Origin of the sequence: Aeromonas sp. 82P, from assembly GCF_051919365.1 — a bacterium.
Classification (GTDB): domain Bacteria; phylum Pseudomonadota; class Gammaproteobacteria; order Enterobacterales; family Aeromonadaceae; genus Aeromonas; species Aeromonas veronii.
In genome coordinates, this window is sequence record NZ_JBQBEV010000001.1 from 1713391 (window position 1) to 1733863 (window position 20473).

Below are 20473 nucleotides of genomic sequence, written 5' to 3' on the forward strand. Positions count from 1 at the left end.
CCCTTTCCTCAGAAACGGCCAATGGCATGTGACCCATGCAGCCCCTTATCTATTGGTCGCCGCCTTCATCCCTTCCACAAACTCTTTCAAACGAGTGAGCATATGCTCCGGGTTCTGGTGGTGGGTCTCGATGATCTTCACCACGGCGGAGCCGGAGATGGCACCGGCGGCGCCAGCGGCAATGGCTTCACGCACCTGAGCCGGTTCGCTGATGCCAAAGCCGAGCAGGGCGGGGGGGGCGTTGAACTCGCGCAGGGTATTGATGAGACCTTCCACCGGCATGCCGGCCTTGGTCTCGGCACCGGTGACACCGGCGCGGCTCACCAGATAGGTGTAGCCATTGCCGAGCTCCGCCACCTGTTTCAGGGTCTCGGCGTCGCCATTGGGCGGGGCGATAAAGATGCTGTCGATGCCGAACTTGTCGGCCGCCGCCTTGTAGGGGGCGCACATCTGCACCGGCACGTCGGCAACCAGCACCGAGTCCACGCCCGCCTGCTGGCACTTCTCGTAGAAGCCGTCAATTTTGCGCACATAGACCAGGTTGGCGTAGACCAGCAGGCCAATGGGCAGCTGCGGGTACTTGGCGCGGATGCGGCCAAGCAGCTCGAAGCAGTCATCCGGGGTGGTGTGGCTGGCAAAGGCGCGCAGAGCGGCGCCCTGAATGGTGGGGCCGTCCGCCACCGGATCGGAGAAGGGAATGCCGAGTTCGAGGGCATCGGCGCCCCCTGCGACCAGCGCATCGACGATGGCCAGTGACAATTCGGGGGTGGGATCACCCAGCATCACGAACGGCACAAAGGCGCCCTGATTGGCCGCGTCCAGACGGGAGAATAGTTGTGCGTAACGGTTCATGACAAGGTTCCTTCTTTTTCAAAGATGTCAGCGACGGTGAAGATATCTTTGTCGCCACGGCCGGAGAGGTTGACGATAAGCACCTGCTCTTTTTCCGGTTCACTGCGGGCCATCTTGAGGGCGTGGGCCAGCGCGTGGGAGGACTCCAGCGCGGGTATGATGCCTTCGGATTTGGCCAGCTCCTGGAAGGCGTCCAGCGCCTCCTTGTCGGTCACCGAGGGGTACTCGGCGCGGCCGATGGCGGCCAGATGGGCGTGCTGCGGGCCAACGGAGGGGAAATCGAGCCCCGCCGAAACGGAGTAGGACTCCTGAATTTGGCCCTGATTGTCCTGCATCAGGTAGGAGTGCATGCCAAAGAAGACCCCCTTGCTGCCGTGACCGAGTGGCGCGCCGTGCTCGCCACTTTCGATACCGTGACCGCCCGGCTCGACGCCGATCAGGCGCACCGACGGCTCATCGATAAAATCGGCAAACATGCCGATGGCGTTGGAACCGCCGCCGACGCAGGCGATCACTGCGTCGGGCAGTCGCTCCTCCTTCTCGAAGCACTGGGCCTTGGCCTCTTCGCCGATCATCTTCTGGAACTCCCGCACGATGGTGGGGAAGGGGTGCGGGCCGGCGGCGGTCCCGAGCAGGTAGTGGGCCGACTCGTAGTTGGCAGCCCAGTCGCGCAGCGCCTCGTTGCAGGCATCTTTGAGGGTGCTGGAGCCGGAGTGCACCGGAATGACGGTGGCGCCCATCAGCTTCATGCGAAAGACGTTGGGCTTCTGGCGCTCGCAATCCTTGGCGCCCATATAGACCCGGCACTTGAGGCCGAGCAGGGCGCAGGCCAGGGCAGTGGCGACGCCATGCTGACCGGCACCGGTCTCGGCGATGATCTCGTTCTTGCCCATCCGCTTGGCGAGCAGGGCCTGACCCAGCACCTGGTTGGTCTTGTGGGCGCCGCCGTGCAACAGATCTTCGCGCTTGAGATAGAGGCGGGTCTTGGTGCCCTTGGTCAGATTGCGGGTCAGGGTGAGCGGGGTCGGGCGACCGGCATACTCGGTCAGCAGGGACTGAAACTCGGCGATAAAGGCTGGATCATCCTTGGCATCGACGAAGGCTTTCTCCAGCTGGAGCAGGGCCGGGATAAGGATTTGGGGCACATACATGCCACCAAATTCACCGAAAAACGGGTTGAGCAGGGTCATGGCTTCTTCCTTGTATTAGCTAAATCGAAACGTCAAAAAGGGTTGCGTTACAGGTTGCGCAGTGCGCCGAAGGCGGCTGCAATCTTGTGCGCATCCTTCTGGCCCGGGGCACTCTCTACCCCGGAGTTGAAATCAAGGCCGAGGCAGCCCACTTGTGCCGCTTGCAGGGCGTTGTCGGGGTTAAGGCCGCCCGCCAGCATCAGCTTGGCTTTATCGAGCTTGGCCAGCAGGGCCCAGTCGAACGCCTGACCGGTACCGCCGCTCTGGCTGCCTACTTTGGTATCCAGCAGCAGGCGATCCGCCGGGTAGTCGAGGGCGGGCAGCGGCTCGCCGCTTGTGACTCCGATTGCTTTCCAGATCTGGCAGCCAGCGGGCAGCAGTGGGCGCAGGGTATCGATATAGGCGGCATCCTCATCCCCATGCAGCTGCACTGCAGAGAGCCCCAGCGCATCCACCGTCTTGGCGATGGTGGCGGGTTGGGCATTGCGAAATACCCCCACAAAGCTAAGCGGCGCACCCGCCATCACGGCGCGGGCGGCGGGGATGTCTACATAGCGCGGGCTTTTGGAAACAAAGATCAGGCCGCCAAATACCGCGCCCGCCTGATGGGCTGCGGCGGCATCTTCGGCGCGGGTCAGGCCGCACACCTTGTTCTGGCCCAGTATCAGCTTGCGTACAGCCGCTTCCAAATCCGGCTCGGCCATCAATGACGAGCCCACCAGAAAGCCCTTGGCGTGGTGGCGCAGATCCGCCACCTGAGCGCGGTGATTGATGCCGGACTCGCTGATCACCACCCGATCGCTCGGAATATCTTTAGCCAGCTGTTTGGTGCGGGCGAGATCGACGCTCAAGTCGCGCAGATCCCGGTTATTGATGCCAATCACCGGTGCCCCCAGCGCGATGGCGCGGGTCAGCTCCTCCTCGTTGCTCACCTCGGTGAGCACGCCAAGGCCCAGCTCTTTGGCCACCGCGAACAGGGCGCGATAGCCCTCGTCGGTGAGCACCGAGAGCATCAGCAGGATGGCGTCCGCCTGATAGTGGCGGGCCAGATAGACCTGATAGGGGTCAATCATGAAATCTTTGCAGAGCACCGGCTGCGATACGCGGCTGCGCACCCGCGGCAAAAAGGCGAAATCCCCCTGAAAGAACTTCTCGTCGGTCAGTACCGAGATGGCGGTGGCGTATTTGCCATAGATATCGGCGATGGCCTCCGGGCTGAAGTCATCGCGGATCAAGCCCTTGGAGGGGGAGGCCTTCTTGCACTCCAGAATAAAGCGGGTGGAGCCCGCCTTGAGGGCCCCGACGAAATCCCGATCGCTGGGGGTCAGCGTGCTCTGGAAGCTCTCCAGCGGCTGGGCCTGCTTGCGGGCGGCAACCCACTCCTGTTTGGCCGCCACGATCTTGCCGAGGATGGTCTGGCTGATGGAGGCCATGTTCAGAAAAGCATGGGGGGCAATAAGGTCTGACATCTCGTTATCCTTGCGAAACTGGCTCTTGCCCGGCGGGCGTTCTGAATGACTGCTGTGCAACGTGGTGGCTGACATCATGCCTCCTGATTATCCGCGTCCTGATGGCTCAAAGTGGCGAGCCGAGCAGCCAGATCCGCTGCCTTGCCGCTCGCCAGCACGGCCAGCACCTCGGCCGCCGCGCTCTTGAGATCGGTCGCCTTGCCCGCCATCAACAGCAGCGGCGCCACATTGGCGGCAATGGCGGCGTTGTGGGCTGGGGTGCCACGCCCTTCCAGAATGGCGGCGGTGATGGCGCGGTTCTCTTCCGGCTCTCCGCCCTGAATGGCGCTGACCGGGTAGGTCTCCAGGCCAAAGTCAGCCGGGGTGAGCAGAAATTCGCGGATCTCGCCGTCACGGATCTGGGCCACCTGGGTCGGGCCGTGGATGGCAATTTCATCCAGCCCGGCGCCGTGAACCACCATACCGGTTTTCAGCCCCAGTGCCAGCAGGGTTTCTGCGATGGGACGCACCAGCTCGGGGGCATAGACCCCCATCAGCTGATAGGTGGGACGAGCGGGGTTGATAAGCGGCCCCAGCACATTGAACAGGGTGCGGGTTTTGAGGGCCTGACGCACCGGCATGGCGTGGCGCACCCCGGCGTGGTACTGGGGGGCGAACAGGAAGCAGATGCCGAGCTCGTCCAGGCAGCGGCGCGCCTGCGCCGGGCTCATGTCGAGCTTGATGCCCATCTTGTCGAGCAGATCGCTCGAACCCGACTTGCTCGAGACCGAGCGGTTGCCGTGCTTGGCCACTTTCAGGCCGCAGGCGGCGGCGACCAGCGCCGAGGTGGTGGAGACGTTGATGGTGTTGAGGCCATCGCCACCGGTGCCGACGATGTCGCAAAATTCATAATCCGGACGCGGGAAGTCGCGCGCTTCTGCCAAGAGGGCCTCGGCGGCGCCGGCGATCTCCTCCGGGGTCTCACCCTTGATCTTGAGGGCGGTCAAGAGGCTGGCGAGCACGATGGGATCCACTTCGCCACGTACCACCTGGCCGAAGGCGTCGCGGGTACTTTCACGGCTCAGAGACTGACCCTGATAGAGGGTGTTGAGATGATGATGCATGTTGGTCTCCTTACCGCACGCTGCTTTCTGGACGGGTGATATGGGCGAGCGCCTGGGTCAGCAGACGGGCCCCTTCCGAGGTCATGATGGATTCCGGGTGGAACTGGAAGCCCAGTACCCGCTCATCCTGCTGCTCGATGGCCATGGGCATGCCCTGATAGTGGGCAATCACCGTCAGCTCTTCCGGTACATAGGTGGCGACCAGCGAGTGGTAGCGGGCCACCGGCAGCGGGCTCGGCAGACCGGCGAAGGCGCCGTGGCCGTTGTGCTCAATCAGGGAGCGCTTGCCGTGGACGATTTCGCCCGCCGCGCCGACGGTGCCACCGTAGGCTTCGCACAGGGCCTGATGACCGAGACAGATGCCGAGGATGGGCACCTGACCGCGTGCCAGCTTGATCAGGTCAATCAGGCAACCCGCCTCATGGGGGGCGCCCGGCCCCGGCGATAGCACCAGCACGGCGTCCCCTTCACAGGCGGCGATTTCGCTCATGATGCGGCTGGCCGGCAGGCTGTTGCGATAGATCCGCACCGGATAGCCGAGGGAGCGGAACTGGTCGACGAGGTTGTAGGTAAAGGAGTCGAAGTTGTCGAGCAGGAAGATGTTAGTCATGGCTCACGTCCTTATGTTGCTCCTGCTGGGCGCTCAGGGCTTGCAGGGAGGTGCCATGGCTGGCTGCGATGGCGGCCAGCACGGCGGCCGCCTTGGCGCGGGTTTCGTCCGCTTCGGCCTGGGGCTTGGAGTCATAGACCACCCCGGCACCGGCCTGTACGTGGGCCACGCCATCTTTCACGAAAGCGGAGCGAATGACGATGCAGGTATCCATCTCGCCAGCGCCGTTGATGTAGCCGACCGCGCCGCCGTAGCTGCCGCGGCGCTTGCCTTCCACCATGCGAATAAGCTCGCTGGCGCGGATTTTGGGGGCGCCGGTCAGGGTGCCCATGTTCATGCAGGCCTGATAGGCGTGCAGGGCATCAAGGTCTGAGCGTAAGGTGCCGACCACCTTGGAGACCAGATGCATTACGTGGCTGTAGCGATCTACCTTCAGCAGCTCCTTGACGTAGCGGGTGCCGGGCTCCGAGATGCGGGCGATGTCGTTGCGGCCCAGATCCACCAGCATCAGGTGCTCGGCCACCTCTTTCTCGTCCTGACGCAGTTCCAGCTCGATGCGGCCATCGAGATCCCGGTTGATGCTGCCATCCGGGTTGAAGCCGCGGCGGCGGGTACCGGCGATGGGGTACATCTCCACATCGCGGCTGGCGGCGCAGAATTTCACCGCGCTCTCCGGCGAGGCGCCAAACAGGGTGAAGCCCTCATCCTGCACGTAGAACATGTAGGGGCTGGGGTTGGTCTGCTTGAGGCGGCGATAGGCGGCCAGGGGGCTCGGGCAGGGCAGGGAGAAGCAGCGGGATGGCACCACCTGGAAGATGTCGCCACGGCGGATAAAGCCCTTGAGCTTCTCCACCTCGGCGCAGAACTGTTTGTCGCTCTTGTCCACGCTCATGCCACCGGTCAGGGGCTGGGTGGTCAGCTCGGCGCAGAGGGGTTGCTGGCAAATCTGTTTGAAGTCGGTGAGCCGTTCGGTCAGGCGGGTGTATCTGTCTTCCACCTGGCTCTCGTCGCTGTCGCCGCCAAAGATGCAGGCCAGCAGTTGAGTGGTGCGCTCGATATGGTCGATGGTGATCAGGGTTTCGGCCACATAGAAGCAGTAGTCGGGGCAGCTGTTGCTCCCTTCCGGCACGTCGGGCAGATCTTCAAATGAGGCGATGAGGTCGTAGGCGAAGCTGCCCGCCATAAACAGTGCCTCTTTACCCAACTGGCAATCGAGCTCCCGCTGCAGGGTGCGCAGCACGTCCAGCACGCTGCTCCCCTTGAGGCGGGAATCTTCGTCCAGCTCCCGATCGGAGGCCGGGAAGTCGAGTTGCAATTCGCCATCTACCAGCGAGCGGGCCACCACCACGGGCAGCCGTTCGGCCAGCAGGCTCTGCAACTGGGCGCCGTTGTCGTTCAGGCTGCGCACCCGCACGGTGCGGCCACGGCACTCGATGCGCAGGCAGGCATCGACCAGCAACAGGCTCTGTTTGCCCGCCTTGGAGTCGATCTCCACCGATTCCAGCAGCAGGTTGTTGGGGCGGCCCTGACAGAGGCGGGTATAGAGCGTCAGCGGATCGGCCACATAGGGGGCGTTGAGTTTGAGGGTATCGAATTCACCCAGAGGAAGGCGATGTGTGGCTGTCATAGTGCGTTCCCTTGCGTGTGATGCGTGTTACCGATGTTCATGACGTTGAATTCCTTAGAAATTTTATTGGTCCGGGGTGGCTGGTTTAGGGGCGCCATCGCCAGGTCAGCTTGCTTGTCTGAATTCTCGGTTTCATCACAGGTCCATTTGCCGGATAATAAAAAAGCCCGCTGGGGTCAGCGGGCTTTTTCTTTGGGTTCTTAATTTGCTGTCAGATTACAGGTACAGCAACGACCACACGCCCGCATGTCAGGGAGTGTGCCACCACCAGATGGTCAGGATGGAAGTCGTTTGCATGATAAAGTCCTGTAAAAAGATGTTTGCAATGAAGTGCCTACAGAAAACGATAAAGCCGCGGCCAAGTCAAGTCGCTTTTTAGCCTTCTTTCACCGATTTGCCATGAATGGTGACCTGACCACGAGAGCGGAATAACCTGATGAGATTCGATCTTCACTGCCATACCACTGCCTCCGACGGGGTGCTGAGCCCAGCCGAACTGGTGCGCCGCGCCGCCGAGAAACAGGTCGAGGTGTTAGCAGTTACTGACCACGACACCCTCGCCGGGCTTGATGAGGTGCGCCGCACCATCGAAGCCGAGCAACTGCCGCTGCGACTGGTGAGCGGGGTCGAGATCTCCACCGGCTGGGAGCATCACGAAATTCATATCGTGGCGCTGGGGGTGGATGAAAAAAATCCGCAGCTGTTGGATTTTCTGGCCGGTCAGCTGGCACGACGTGAGGCGCGCGCGCTGGAAATCGGGCGTCGTCTGGAGAAGTGCCTCATCCCCAGCACCTATGAAGAGGCCAAACAGCTCGCCGGTGATGCTGCCGTGACCCGTGCCCACTTTGCCCGGGTGCTGGTGGCACGCGGGGTGGCCGACAACATGCAGAAGGTATTCAAAAAGTACCTGAGCCGTGGCAATAAAGGCTATGCCCCGGCCGAGTGGCCCGAGATGAGCGAAGCCATTGCGGCCATTCACGCCGCCGGTGGGCTGGCGGTGCTGGCCCACCCCAGCCGCTACGATCTCACCGCCAAGTGGATCAAGCGGCTGTTGGTGGCCTTCAAGGCGGCCGGTGGCGATGCCATGGAGGTCTCATTGCCCCAGCAGAGCCCGCAGGAGCGGGCCAATCTGGGCCAGTGGGCCAAGGATCACGACCTCTATATCTCGGTGGGATCGGATTTTCACTTCCCCTCCAACTGGACCGAGCTGGGCCGCCACCTCTGGCTGCCAAAGGAAGGCATGCCCGTCTGGTTGGCCTATCCCGGTCACTTCGGGCTCACCACCGAACAGCATGCCGAGCTGCTGGCAAGCCGGTAACGGCGCCAGCGAAATAGGGAACAAGCCGGGCAAGAGGGGATTCCCATAGTGTGGCTTGCCTATCCCGGTCACTTTGGGCTCACCACCGAACAGCATGCCGAGCTGCTGGCGAGTCGGTAACGGCGCCAGCGAAGCAGCCACAAACAGGTTAAGGTAGTGTCATGGGTCTTTGACCCGTGACCATACGAGCGGGCAGGTATTGCTGCCCCCATTGCGAGAACAAGCTATGAGTCAGCATTTTTACGTACATCCGGAAAACCCCCAGGCCCGTCTGATCGGTCAGGCGGTACAGATCATCCAGAACGGCGGCGTCATCGTCTATCCGACCGACTCCGGTTATGCGCTGGGTTGCCAGATGGGTGACAAGGGCGCGCTGGAGCGCATCTGCCGCATCCGTCGCCTCGACGCCAACCACGACTTCACCCTGGTGTGCCGCGATCTCTCCGAGATCTCCACCTACGCCAAGGTCGACAACAGCGCGTTTCGCCTGATCAAGAACAACACCCCGGGCGCCTACACCTTCATCTTCAAGGCGACCAAAGAGGTGCCGCGCCGCCTGATGAACGAGAAGAAGAAGAGCATCGGCATCCGGGTGCCGGACAACAAGATTGCTCAGGCGCTCTTGGAAGCACTCGGCGAGCCGCTGCTCTCCACCACTCTGATCCTGCCGGACTCCGAGATGGCCGAGTTCGACCCGGAAGAGATCTTCGACAAGCTGGGCAAGCAGATCGATCTGGTGGTCAACGGCGGTTATCTGGGCGAGCAGCCCACCACTGTGGTCGATTTCTCTGACGACGAGCCGGTATTGCGTCGTCGCGGCGCCGGAGACCCGACCCCGTTTGAGTGATGTCGCTGAACCGGTGACAGTCCCTTCCGCCGAGACGGGGACTGGCGCCGCGCTACCCATCGCGAAAGTCCTGGGGCAGCCCTATCACGAGCTGCCTCAGGACCTGTTCATCCCGCCCGATGCGCTGGAGGTGTTCCTCGATACCTTCGAGGGGCCGCTGGATCTGCTGCTCTATCTCATCAGGCGCCAGCAGCTCGATATCCTCAACCTGCCGATCCTGCAGATCACCGCCCAGTACATGGAGTACGTGGAGCTGATGCAGGGGCTCAACCTTGAGCTGGCGGCCGAATACCTGCTGATGGCGGCCTGGCTGGCGGAGATCAAATCCCGCCTGCTGCTGCCCAAGGCGCCGGAGCTGGAGGATGAAGAGGAGGGAGAAGACCCGCGGGTGACCCTTATTCGCCGCCTGCAGGAGTACGAGCGCTACAAGGTAGGGGCGGAGAGGGTCAATGAGCTGCCACGGGTGGAGCGGGAGATTTATATCGCCGCTGCCTTGCCCCCCGATTTTGGCGCCCTCAAGCCACTGGCGCCCGATGTTTCGCTGGTTGAGCTCGCCCTTTACATGCAAAGTGTGGTAAAACGCGCGACTCATTTCGAACATCACCAGATCCGCCGCGAACAGATCCCGACCCGGGTGCGCATGGCGGAGATCCTTGCCATGCTCACGCTGGGGCAGACCCTGCGCCTTGAGCAGGTGCTGCGTGCCGAAGAGGGGCGCATGGGGGTACTGGTGACGTTTCTGGCCCTGCTGGAGCTGTGCAAGGAGCAACTGATCTGGATCCTGCAGGCAGAACCGCTGGGACCAATTCATTTCGCATTGGCCGAGCAGAGCGAGGAGGGCAACCGTGGCGCTGCCCACTGAACGACTCAAGACCTTGATCGAAGCGGCGCTGTTCGTGGCCGGTCGTCCGCTCAATGTCAGCGAACTGAAAAGCAGCGTGCTGGCGGATTATCCGGTGACCAGTCGCTATGTTCAGCTGCTGTTGGCCGAGATCAGGCAAGATTACAGCTCGCGGGGCGTCGAGCTCAAAGAGGTCGCCTCCGGCTGGCGCTTTCAGGCGCGTCAGGAGTATGCCGAAGAGCTCTCGCGGCTCTGGAGCGAGCGGGCGCCGCGCTATTCGCGCGCCGTGATGGAGACGCTGACCTTGATCGCCTATCGCCAACCCATCACCCGGGCCGAGATCGAAGCGATCCGCGGGGTGGCGGTGTCGAGCCAGATAGTGAATACCCTGAAAGAGCGTGGCTGGGTGCGCAGCATAGGCCACAAAGAGGTGGCGGGTCGCCCCGAACTGCTCGCCACTACCAGAGAGTTTCTGGATTACTTTAATCTGCAGAGTCTGGAGCAGCTCCCCGAGCTGGATCCTGAGCTGCAACCCCTGTTGCCCTCTGCGGTGGACGGGGAGAGCGATGCCCGGTGAATGGCGCCCAAGCGTGCCGATTTCACCGAGATATACATTTTTCAACTGTGGCAAACGCTCCAACCGACGTTTGTTACAGTTAACCCCGTTGCCCCTTTTACCAGTGGGCAGCGATCAACAATCAGGTAACCCCGATGAGTGAAAAACTGCAAAAAGTGTTGGCCCGCGCGGGTCACGGCTCCCGTCGTGAGATGGAGGCCCTGATCACCGCAGGTCGGGTCAGTGTGGATGGCAAGGTCGCCACACTGGGGGATCGCGTCGAAGTGAACGCCGTGATCCGGGTGGATGGTCACCAGGTCAAGACCCGTGCCGCAGAGGAAGTGATCTGCCGCGTACTGGCTTACCACAAGCCGGAAGGGGAGATGTGTACCCGTCACGATCCGGAAGGTCGTCCCACCGTGTTTGATCGTCTGCCCAAGATGGAAGGTGCCCGCTGGATCGCGGTCGGCCGCCTCGACGTCAACACCTCCGGTCTGCTGCTGTTCACCACCGATGGTGAGCTGGCCAACCGTCTGATGCACCCGAGCCACGAAGTGGAGCGGGAATACGCGGTACGTGTCTTTGGCGAAATCACCGAAGCCATGCTGCAGCGTCTGCGCAAGGGCGTGCAGCTGGAAGATGGCACTGCCAAGTTCAACAAGATCAAACCGGCTGGCGGTGAGGGTCTGAACCAGTGGTTCAACGTCACCCTGACCGAAGGTCGAAACCGTGAAGTGCGCCGCCTGTGGGAATCCCAGGAAGTGCAGGTGAGCCGCCTGATGCGGATCCGCTACGGTGACGTCAAGCTGGATCGCGGTATCCCGCGCGGCGGCTGGCAAGAGCTGAAACTGCCGGAAGTGAACTACCTGCGCGGTCTGGTCAACCTGCCGCCGGAGACCGAATCCAAGGTCGATCTGCAGCAGGATGGCAAAACCAGCCGTCACAAGCAGGCCGCCCAGATCCGTCGCGCCGTGCAGCGTCACAAAGAGATGCAGGGCAAAGAGCCGCGCGCTCGCGCCACCACCGCCCGTCGCAAGCCGCAAGCCTCTACCCGCAACTCAGGTACCGGCAGCAAGTAAGCCGATAGCCTGTTGCGAACTGCGCGCCGTCAAATAGCGCACAGTCGGCCAAGCAAAGGCCCGCACCAACTGGTGCGGGCTTTTTTGTATCAGCGCCCCTTGGCTGGTAAAAGGGTGGCTGGTGAGAAATTGAGGGGGCATTTCTGTCGTCAGCTTGCCCGCTAAGACGTGGCCGAGGTTGCTCTGCTCCGGTGAGCTTGTTAGCCTGTGCGGCTCTGACAGAGGAGTGAACAATGAGCAAGGTACTTGATGGGCTGCTGGCGTTGCTGGCGCTGGAAAAAATCGAGGAGGGCCTGTTTCGGGGCCAGAGCCAGGATCTCGGTCTGCGGGCCGTGTTTGGCGGACAGGTAATGGGGCAGGCCTTGTCAGCCGCCAAGCAGACGGTCGAGACCGGCCGTCAGGTTCACAGTTTTCACTCCTACTTCCTGCGTCCGGGGGATGTGACCCGTCCCATCGTCTATGACGTGGAGAATATCCGTGACGGCCAGACCGTCTCCACCCGCCGGGTCAAGGCGATTCAGGGCGGCAAGCCCATCTTCTATCTCAACGCCTCGTTTCAGGTGCCGGCCGATGGCTTCGAGCATCAGGCGCAGATGCCGACCGGCATCACCCCGCCGGAGGAGCTCAAGAGCGAGCTGGAGCTGGTGCGCCCCTACGAGAACCTGATCCCGGCCTCCCTGCGGGACAAGATCCTCTGCGAGCAGCCCATCGAGATGCGCCCGGTGACCCTGGTCGACCCTATTCGGCCGACGGTGCAGGACCCGGTGCGTCACGTCTGGTTCAAGGCCAATGGCCAGATGCCGGACGATCTGCGGGTGCACAAATACCTGCTGGCCTACGCCTCCGACTTCAACTTCCTGCTCACCTCGCTGCAGCCGCACGGGGTGTCGTACTGGGAGCCGGATATGCAGGTGGCCACCATCGATCACTCCATGTGGTTCCACCGGGATTTCCGCTTCGACGACTGGCTGCTCTACGTGGTAGACAGCCCGAGCGCCAGCAGCGGTCGCGGTCTGGTTCGCGGCCAGTTCTTCACCCGCGATGGTGTGCTGGTGGCGAGCACCATGCAGGAGGGGGTGATCCGCCGTCGCGGCAGTTAAGGCGCAAAGCGGATAGCAAAACGGGGTGGCTTGGGCCACCCCGTTTTCGTTGCTGCCATTTGCGCTGGGCCAGCGGGATCAGCCGCCGCGCTGGTATTTGAAGCGCTTCTTGCGCCGGTAGGGGTAGACATCCTCGAACACTCCCACCTTGATATTGCTCTGCAGCATCTTCCAGTAGTTGGCGTCGAACATCTCCTTGTGCAGTTGCAACATGATCTCCCGCACCTGCGGCTTTTGCAGCAGGAAGGTGGCGAACTCCTCGGGGAAGATGTCGTTGGGGGCCACCGAGTACCAGGGCTCGGCGCTCCACTCATCCTCGGGGTAGCGCGGCGGCGGGATCTGGCGGAAGTTGCACTCCGTCATGTAGCAGATCTCGTCGTAGTCGTAGAAGACCACCCGGCCATGGCGGGTGACGCCGAAGTTCTTGAACAGCATGTCCCCCGGGAAGATGTTGGCCGCCGCCAGCTGCTTGATGGCGTTGCCGTACTCCTCCAGCGCGAGGCGGGTCTGCTGTTCGTCCGCCTTGTCCAGATAGAGGTTGAGCGGGATCATCTTGCGCTCGGTGTAGAGGTGCTTGATCACCAGCTTGTCATCCGTGATGGTGAGGGCCGACGGCGCCACCGTCTTGAGTTCGGCAAGGAGTTCGGGCGAGATGCGATCCAGCGGAAACTCGAAGTTGGTGAACTCCTGGGTATCGGCCATGCGGCCAACCCGATCATGCTGTTTGACCAGCCGGTACTTCTCTTTGACCTGCTCGTGGCTCACCTCCTTGGGCGGGGTGAACTCGTCCTTGATCACCTTGAACACCACATCGTAGGAGGGGAGGGTAAACACGCTCATCACCATCCCCTTGATGCCCGGCGCGATGATGAACTGATCCCGACTCTGGGCCAGATGGTGGCGGTAGTGGCGATAGAGCTCGGTCTTGCCGTGTTTCTGGCAGCCGATGGCGTTGTAGATCTCGTAATCGGGCTTGTGGGGCATGATTTGGCGCAGAAAGGCGACAAACAGCGCCGGTTCACGGGCATAAACCATAAAGTAGGCGCGGGCGAAGCCAAAGACGATGGAGGCGAGATCCGGCTCGAAGATGACGGTGTCCACATAGATGCTCTGGCCGGTGCTGAGTAGGGGCAGGATAAAGGGGAATACCTGCTCCTTTACCCGAATAAGCCCCACCAGATAGGCCCCCTTGTTGCGGTAGAACACCTCTTTCAATAGCTCGATGGCAAAGGGTTCATCATGGAGGATTTGCGGGCCGTTCTCGGCAAGATGGCGGTGGATGTCGACAATATCCCGCTGCTTGTCCTCGTAGGGGAGGGTGAAGCTGTAATCCCCCAAAAGCTGGCTCAGGGTCTGCGGCAGGTGGGCCAGATCGGTGCGATAGATGCGCAGCAATGCGCTGAGATCTGGCTTGTCGCCACGGCTGACGAAGGGGTGGATATAGAGGTTCTCGTCGCGGATGTTGCGATGGCGAAAGATCCGGCGATAGACGGAGTTGAAGAAGGACTCCGCCACCTCGAAGTTCTCGCACTTGGGCAGCAGATCGCTAAAGGCCCCCTTGACCCGCTTGAGCAGCTCCTGGGTGGCGTGGTGCTCTCCCATCATCTGGCGGATGGAGCTGGCGGTGGCCCCCACATGGTGGTCATAGAGGCGAATGCGCTCGCGCCCCGCCAGCTGCACTCCCAGCCAGTCACTGTTCTCGAAGCGGCTCTTGCTGCCGCGAGTGATCTCGAGAAACCGGCTGTAAAACGACTCGAACCGTTGCAAGATGGTCTCGGCGACGGCCTGTTCCAATGGCTGCTGCATCTCTCTCTTCCTTGTGATTCTTCGGACCGAATGCGCCGGAAAACGGGCGCAAAAAAGGCGTGCGTCAGGCCACTATGGCAACATTGAAACGTCTGTTCAAGTGGCAATTTTCGCGGATAAACGGTAGATTGCGCCCCTGTTTTGGCGATGGTTTAGCGACTGTTTGCCGTCTGTTTGAGAGGCCGTCCGGCCTGTGAGGAAACCCGATGAAGCTCTATTTTGTCCTGGTGGCACCCGCCCGCCCCGCCAACGTCGGCGCCGCCGCCCGCGCCATGAAAACCATGGGCTTTGATGCCATGCGACTGGTGGCGAGCCGGGTACACGAAGAGGAGGAGGCGAGCTGGGTGGCCCACGGCGCCCAGGATATCCTGACTCAGGCCGAGGCGTTCGAGACTTTGCCCGAGGCGCTGGCCGACATGGATCTGGTGATCGCCACCACCGCCCGTGAGCGCGGCCGTTACCAGCACTACCTCACGCCGGGGGAGATCCGCGAGCAGATCCGCAGCAAGCCTTCACTCAACAAGGTCGCCATCGTCTTTGGCTGCGAGGAGTCGGGGCTCTCCAACGAGCAGCTGGCCGAGGTCGATCTCATCAGCTATCTGCCCCTCAAGGTGAGCTACCCGTCTCTCAATCTGGGGCAGGCGATCATGCTCTACGCCTACGAGATGAGTCAGCTGATGGATGAGCTGAACGCCGACGGCGCCACTGCGGTAGCAGAAAATTTTGATAACACCGGGCAGGTTCGTGTGCTGAAAAGCAAAACAGCAGAATTGCTTGGTGAACTCGGGGTTTCGCAGGATGAAAAACTACATCAATGGGTGATGGACCGGGTACCCATGCTGCCGCAGCGGGATTTGAACATGCTCCACCTGCTCTGCAAAGACCTTGCGCGCAAACTTGGCAAAGAGGTTTAAGTTGACAGCCCATCGCCAGCCGCGGTATTGCTAAAAGCCAGCTTCGTCAACGAGTGTTCGTCATGCAGTTATTCACCAACGTCATCACCACCACCATTATTACCGGTACCACCACAGGTGGCACTGGGGCCGGTTGATGCGCTGACGAACAAGCACAGAAATCAAAAAAGGCCCGTACCCACCCAGTACGGGCCTTTTTGTTGGATTGGTTTTTAGATTGAATTTCATAGATTTACAGGGAGAGAAAGCGATGAGAGTGTTGAAATTTGGCGGGTCTTCACTGGCCGATGCAGAACGTTTTTTACGGGTGGCCGATATCGCGGTCAACACCCACGGCCAATCTCAGGTAGCCCTGGTGCTGTCTGCTCCTGCCAAGGTGACCAATCATCTGGTGGCGCTGGTGGAGCAGACCAGTCGCGGCATGGATGCCAGTTCCACCCTGTTTGAAGTCAATGGCATCTTCTCCCGCCTGCTGGCCGGGTTGAAGGCGGCCTATCCGGCGCTCGATGACAAGGCGCTGCTGGCCCGCCTCACCAGCGAACTGGATCAGGTGGAGCGGCTGATGCAGGGCATCCGTCTGCTGGGCCTCTGCCCGGACAACGTGCAGGCGCGCATCCTGAGCCGTGGCGAGAACCTCTCCATCGCCTTTATGCACGAGCTGCTGCGGGTACGCGGTCTGGATCTGGAGCTGATCATACCGGAAGAGCTGCTGGTCACCGACGGCGGCTATCTGGAAGCCCATGTCGACATCGAAGCCTCCCGCCTGCGCTTTGCCGCCAAGGGGCTGCGTAGCGACTGTCTTTACCTGATGCCGGGCTTTACCGGTGGCAGCGACAAGGGCGAGACCGTGCTGCTGGGTCGTAACGGCTCCGACTACTCCGCCGCCGTGCTGGCTGCCTGCGTCGATGCCGAGTGCTGCGAGATCTGGACTGACGTCGAAGGCTGCTACAGCTGTGACCCCCGTCTGGTACCGGATGCCTATCTGCTGAAAACCCTCTCCTACAAGGAGGCGATGGAGCTCTCCTACTTCGGCGCCAAGGTGCTGCACCCGAAAACCATCGCGCCGGTGGCCCAGTTCCATATTCCCTGCCTCATCAAGAACAGCTTCAACCCGCAGGGGCCGGGCACCCTGATCGGCCCGGAGAGCGGCGATGATGACCTGAAAGTGAAGGCCATCTCGGATCTCTCCGGTATGTGCATGTTCAACGTCTCCGGTCCCGGCATGAAGGGGATGGTCGGCATGGCCGGTCGCATCTTCTCAGCCGTCTCCCGCGCCGGGGTCAGTATCGTGCTGATCACCCAGTCCTCTTCCGAGTACAGCGTCAGCTTCTGTATCCACAGCTACGACCAGGAGAAGACCCGCAAGGTGCTGGAGCGCGAGTTCGAGCTCGAATTCAAAAACCAGCTGCTGGAGCCGCTGGATATCATCAGCGATCTGGCGATCATCTCCCTGATCGGTGACGGCATGCGCACCAGCAAAGGGATGGCAGCCCGCTTCTTTACTTCGCTGGCGCAAGCCTCCATCAATATCGTCGCCATTGCGCAGGGGTCGAGCGAGCGCTCCATCTCGGCGGTGGTGCGGGATCGCAAGGTGGCGGAAGCCATCAAGGCGTGTCACCAGAACTTCTTTGGCAGTCAGCAGTTTATCGATCTCTTTGTGGTCGGGGTTGGCGGCGTTGGTGCCGCGCTGGTGGATCAGATTGCCCGCCAGCAACCGGTACTGGCCGAGCAGGGCACTGGCCTTCGCGTGGTCGGCATCGCCAACAGCCGCCAGATGGCGGTCAACAAGGATGGCCTGAACCTCGCCAACTGGCGTGAACAGCTGGTGGAAGCCCGCGACAGCTTCTCGCTGGAAGGGGTGAAAAAGCTGGTGGAAGATAGCCACATCATCAACCCGGTGATCGTCGACTGCACCTCCTCCGAGGCAGTAGCCGTCCAGTATGCCGACTTCCTCGCCGCCGGTTTCCATGTGGTCACCCCGAACAAGAAGGCCAACACCGGTTCGCTCGATTACTACAAGGCGCTGCGCCGCACCGCCCGCCAGACTCGCCGCAAGTTCCTCTATGAAACCAACGTGGGGGCTGGTCTGCCGGTTATCGAGAACCTGCAGAACCTCATCAAGGCCGGTGACAAGCTGCGTGCCTTCGACGGCATTCTGTCCGGCTCCCTCTCCTTTATCTTCGGCAAGCTGGATGAAGGGATGGCCTTCTCTGAAGCCACCAAGATTGCTCGCAGCAACGGCTTTACCGAGCCGGATCCCCGCGACGATCTCAACGGCATGGATGTGGCGCGCAAGCTGCTCATTCTGGCTCGTGAAGCCGGCATGGCGCTGGAGCTCTCCGATGTGGAAGTGGAGCAGGCACTGCCGCCCGGCTTTGACGTGAGCGGCGACGTGGAAGCCTTTATGGCCCGCCTGCCCGAAGCCGATGGCTGGTTCCGCGACCAGTTCGCCGCCGCCCAGCGTGAAGGCAAGGTGCTGCGCTATGTAGGTTCCATCGAGGGTGGCAAGTGCAAGGTCGCCATCAAGGCGGTCGGTGGCGACGAGCCGCTGTTCAAGGTCAAAGACGGGGAGAACGCGCTCGCCTTCTTCTCCACCTACTACCAGCCGATCCCGCTGGTGCTGCGCGGCTACGGCGCCGGTACCGAAGTGACTGCGGCGGGCGTCTTTGCCGACGTGCTGCGCACCCAGAACTGGAAGCAGGAGTTGTAAGCATGAGTTCAGACATGTACCAGAGCAGTAGCGTCGTCGCCTACGCGCCCGCCTCCAGCGCCAACCTGAGCGTGGGATTCGATGTACTGGGGGCGGCGCTCGCCCCCGTGGATGGCTCTCTGCTCGGCGATCGGGTGCAGGTAAAAGCGGCTGACGTGCCGTTCGCCCTCTCATCCGTGGGCCGCTACGCCCACAAGCTGCCGGACGATCCGAAAAAGAATATCCTCCATGACTGCTGGGTCGCCTATGGCGAGGCGCTGGAGAAGCGCGGCCTTAAACTCAAGCCGCTCGAAATGGTGCTGGAGAAGAACCTGCCGGTCGGCTCGGGTCTGGGTTCCAGCGCCTGTAGCGTGGTGGCGGCCCTTGAAGGGCTCAACGCCTTCCACGGCGAGCCGCTCAACGAGCACGACATGCTGCTGCTGATGGGGGAGATGGAAGGCAAGATCTCCGGCTCCGTTCACTACGACAACGTAGCCCCCTGTTATCTGGGCGGCATGCAGCTGGTGCTGGAAGAGCACGGCGTTATCAGTCAGGGTATTCCGGTGTTCGATCAGTGGTACTGGGTGGTCTGTTACCCGGGTACCGTGGTCTCGACCGCCGCGGCCCGCGCCATTCTGCCGGCCCAATATCGCCGTCAGGATTGCCTCACCTATGGTCGCCGCTTGGCTGCCTTTGTCCACGCCAGCTACACAGGGCAGGAGGGATTGGCGGCGAGCGTCTTGAAAGACGTGATTGCCGAACCCTACCGCGCGGCGCTGATCGAAGGCTTTGCCGAGGTGCGGGCGCAGGCGGCCCAGAACGGGGCGCTCGCTACCGGCATCTCCGGCTCCGGCCCCACCGTGTTTGTGGTGATGAAGGATCTGGCGCAGGCCGAGCGGATGAAGGATTGGATGGAAGCACATTTCGTGCAGAACGAAGATGGATTTGCCCGGGTCTGCAAATTGGACATGGCCGGGGCACGGGTAACAGGAAGCGAGCTATGAATCTCTACAACATCAAGGACAACAGCGAACAGGTGAGCTTCGCGCAGGCGGTGCGTCAGGGCTTGGGTCGCGAACAGGGGCTCTTCTTCCCCGAACAACTCGAACCGCTCGCCGATGTGGATGCCCTGCTCGATCTGCCGCTGGCCGAACGCTCTGCCCGCATCCTGAGCCACCTGCTGGGGGACGAAGTGCCCGGCGCCAAGGTCAGCGAGCTTATCAACGCCGCCTTCACCTTCCCAGCGCCGCTGGTCAAATTGAAAGACGGCACTTACGCCCTTGAGCTGTTCCACGGCCCGACTCTGGCGTTCAAGGATTTCGGTGGCCGCTTTATGGCCCAGTGCCTCGCGGCCTTTAGAACCAACGACAAGATCACCATCCTCACCGCCACCTCCGGCGACACCGGCGCCGCCGTGGCCCACGCCTTCTATGGGCTGGAGGGGATCGAGGTGGTTATCCTCTATCCCAAGGGCAAGATCAGCCCCTTGCAGGAGAAGCTCTTCTGCACCCTCGGCGGCAATATCCGCACCATCGCCATCGACGGCGACTTCGATGCCTGTCAGGCGCTGGTAAAACAGGCCTTTGACGACGAGGCGCTGAAAAAGGCCATTGGCCTCAACTCCGCCAACTCCATCAATATCAGCCGTCTGCTGGCGCAGGTTTGCTACTACTTCGAAGCGGTGGCCCAGTTGCCGAAAGCCGATCGCGCCAAGGCGGTGATCAGCGTGCCGTCTGGCAACTTTGGCAACCTCACTGCGGGCCTCATCGCCAAGGCGCTGGGGCTGCCGGTGAAGCGCTTTATCGCCGCCACCAACGCCAACGATACCGTGCCGCGCTACCTGAAAACCGGTCAGTGGGAACCGCGTCAGACAGTGGCCACCCTGTCGAACGCCATGGATGTGAGCCGCCCCAACAACTGGCCACGGGTAGAAGAGCTCTGCCGTCGCAAGGGCTGGGCGCTGGAGACCCTGGGTTCTGGTATGCGTGACGACGCCCAGACTCGCGATGCGCTGAAACGGCTGCACCAGCTGGATTACCTCTGTGAACCCCACGGCGCCATTGCCTGGGATCTGCTGGGCGAACAGCTTGCCGAGGATGAAGTGGGGGTGTTCCTCTGCACCGCCCATCCCGCCAAGTTCAAGGAGTCGGTGGACGAGATCCTGAGTCTCGATGTGCCGCTGCCCGGCCCTCTGGCCAAGCACGCCGAGCTGCCGCTGCTCTCCGTTAATTTGCCTGCGGAGTTTGCCCGGTTAAGGGCATTTTTGGTGGGTTAAGCTGCCTAGCTGAGATAACCGATAGAAATAAAAATCTCCCCGGTAACGGGGGATTTTTATTTTCTGGATAGGGAAAGGTCAATCAGGTTTTATTGGGGGTCGATAAGCCGTGCAACCATGTGGTTCACCATTCGTACCAGCTGCTGGTTTCCTATTCCCCCTGATTTGCTACCTGAGTGTGGATTGAAAGGGAATAT

The 20473-nt window shown here is 61.6% G+C and carries 17 protein-coding genes; 10 read left to right on the plus strand and 7 right to left on the minus strand.

Annotated features, from left to right (window positions below; all coding sequences use genetic code 11):
* Window positions 1-45: 45 nt before the first annotated feature.
* The 6 genes from trpA to ACTG2S_RS08055 are packed head-to-tail and all read right to left on the minus strand — an operon-like array spanning window position 46 to window position 6851.
* Window positions 46-852 (minus strand): tryptophan synthase subunit alpha, encoded by an 807-nt coding sequence (trpA, locus tag ACTG2S_RS08030; protein ID WP_042032437.1) that lies wholly within the window; start codon window positions 850-852, stop codon window positions 46-48.
* Window positions 849-2042 carry a tryptophan synthase subunit beta gene (gene trpB, locus ACTG2S_RS08035; protein ID WP_005338139.1) on the minus strand — a complete coding sequence of 398 codons (1194 nt, stop codon included), beginning with the start codon at window positions 2040-2042 and terminating at the stop codon, window positions 849-851. The genes trpA and trpB overlap by 4 nt, the downstream gene beginning before the upstream one ends.
* Before the next feature lie 47 nt (window positions 2043-2089).
* On the minus strand, window positions 2090-3586 hold the full coding sequence (gene trpCF / locus ACTG2S_RS08040; protein WP_201948385.1) for a bifunctional indole-3-glycerol-phosphate synthase TrpC/phosphoribosylanthranilate isomerase TrpF: 1497 nt from the start codon (window positions 3584-3586) through the stop codon (window positions 2090-2092).
* Window positions 3586-4614 (minus strand): anthranilate phosphoribosyltransferase, encoded by a 1029-nt coding sequence (gene trpD, locus ACTG2S_RS08045; RefSeq protein ID WP_201948374.1) that lies wholly within the window; start codon window positions 4612-4614, stop codon window positions 3586-3588. The genes trpCF and trpD overlap by 1 nt, the downstream gene beginning before the upstream one ends.
* Window positions 4615-4624: 10 nt before the next feature.
* Window positions 4625-5224 (minus strand): aminodeoxychorismate/anthranilate synthase component II, encoded by a 600-nt coding sequence (locus ACTG2S_RS08050; RefSeq protein WP_005359135.1) that lies wholly within the window; start codon window positions 5222-5224, stop codon window positions 4625-4627.
* Window positions 5217-6851: an anthranilate synthase component 1 gene (locus ACTG2S_RS08055; RefSeq protein WP_274161758.1), complete on the minus strand. Its 1635-nt coding sequence runs from the start codon at window positions 6849-6851 to the stop codon at window positions 5217-5219. The genes ACTG2S_RS08050 and ACTG2S_RS08055 overlap by 8 nt, the downstream gene beginning before the upstream one ends.
* 436 nt (window positions 6852-7287) lie before the next feature.
* Between ACTG2S_RS08055 and rnm the strand changes: the two genes are divergently transcribed.
* The 6 genes from rnm (at window position 7288) to tesB (ending at window position 12592) form a co-directional block, all read left to right on the plus strand.
* A complete protein-coding gene (gene rnm / locus ACTG2S_RS08060; RefSeq protein ID WP_088869814.1) occupies window positions 7288-8169 on the plus strand; it encodes an RNase RNM in 882 nt (293 codons plus the stop codon).
* Between the two features lie 226 nt (window positions 8170-8395).
* The gene (locus tag ACTG2S_RS08065; protein ID WP_005338129.1) at window positions 8396-9016 is read left to right on the plus strand and encodes an L-threonylcarbamoyladenylate synthase; all 621 of its coding nucleotides are present in this window, start codon (window positions 8396-8398) and stop codon (window positions 9014-9016) included.
* Window positions 9009-9878 (plus strand): segregation and condensation protein A, encoded by an 870-nt coding sequence (locus ACTG2S_RS08070; protein WP_160880718.1) that lies wholly within the window; start codon window positions 9009-9011, stop codon window positions 9876-9878. The genes ACTG2S_RS08065 and ACTG2S_RS08070 overlap by 8 nt, the downstream gene beginning before the upstream one ends.
* A complete protein-coding gene (gene scpB, locus ACTG2S_RS08075) occupies window positions 9862-10434 on the plus strand; it encodes an SMC-Scp complex subunit ScpB (RefSeq protein WP_005350230.1) in 573 nt (190 codons plus the stop codon). Before ACTG2S_RS08070 ends, scpB begins: the two co-directional genes overlap by 17 nt.
* A gap of 134 nt (window positions 10435-10568) precedes the next feature.
* On the plus strand, window positions 10569-11492 hold the full coding sequence (rluB, locus tag ACTG2S_RS08080; protein ID WP_005347347.1) for a 23S rRNA pseudouridine(2605) synthase RluB: 924 nt from the start codon (window positions 10569-10571) through the stop codon (window positions 11490-11492).
* A gap of 233 nt (window positions 11493-11725) precedes the next feature.
* Window positions 11726-12592, plus strand: a complete 867-nt coding sequence (gene tesB, locus ACTG2S_RS08085; RefSeq protein ID WP_042032451.1) for an acyl-CoA thioesterase II — start codon at window positions 11726-11728, stop codon at window positions 12590-12592.
* Window positions 12593-12670: 78 nt separating this feature from the next.
* Here tesB and aceK read toward each other — a convergent pair whose 3' ends face one another.
* Entirely contained in the window at window positions 12671-14398 is a 1728-nt protein-coding gene (aceK, locus tag ACTG2S_RS08090; protein WP_208736685.1) for a bifunctional isocitrate dehydrogenase kinase/phosphatase, read from the minus strand.
* A gap of 206 nt (window positions 14399-14604) precedes the next feature.
* Here aceK and ACTG2S_RS08095 point away from each other — a divergent pair, with 206 nt between their 5' ends.
* The 4 genes from ACTG2S_RS08095 (at window position 14605) to thrC (ending at window position 20276) form a co-directional block, all read left to right on the plus strand.
* Complete coding sequence (locus tag ACTG2S_RS08095) at window positions 14605-15312, plus strand: tRNA/rRNA methyltransferase (protein WP_439982289.1); 708 nt, start codon at window positions 14605-14607, stop codon at window positions 15310-15312.
* A gap of 250 nt (window positions 15313-15562) precedes the next feature.
* On the plus strand, window positions 15563-18022 hold the full coding sequence (gene thrA, locus ACTG2S_RS08100) for a bifunctional aspartate kinase/homoserine dehydrogenase I (protein ID WP_439982291.1): 2460 nt from the start codon (window positions 15563-15565) through the stop codon (window positions 18020-18022).
* A 2-nt stretch (window positions 18023-18024) separates the two neighbouring features.
* Complete coding sequence (thrB, locus tag ACTG2S_RS08105) at window positions 18025-19005, plus strand: homoserine kinase (RefSeq protein WP_201948381.1); 981 nt, start codon at window positions 18025-18027, stop codon at window positions 19003-19005.
* A complete protein-coding gene (gene thrC, locus ACTG2S_RS08110) occupies window positions 19002-20276 on the plus strand; it encodes a threonine synthase (protein ID WP_201948383.1) in 1275 nt (424 codons plus the stop codon). Before thrB ends, thrC begins: the two co-directional genes overlap by 4 nt.
* Window positions 20277-20473: the final 197 nt, after the last annotated feature.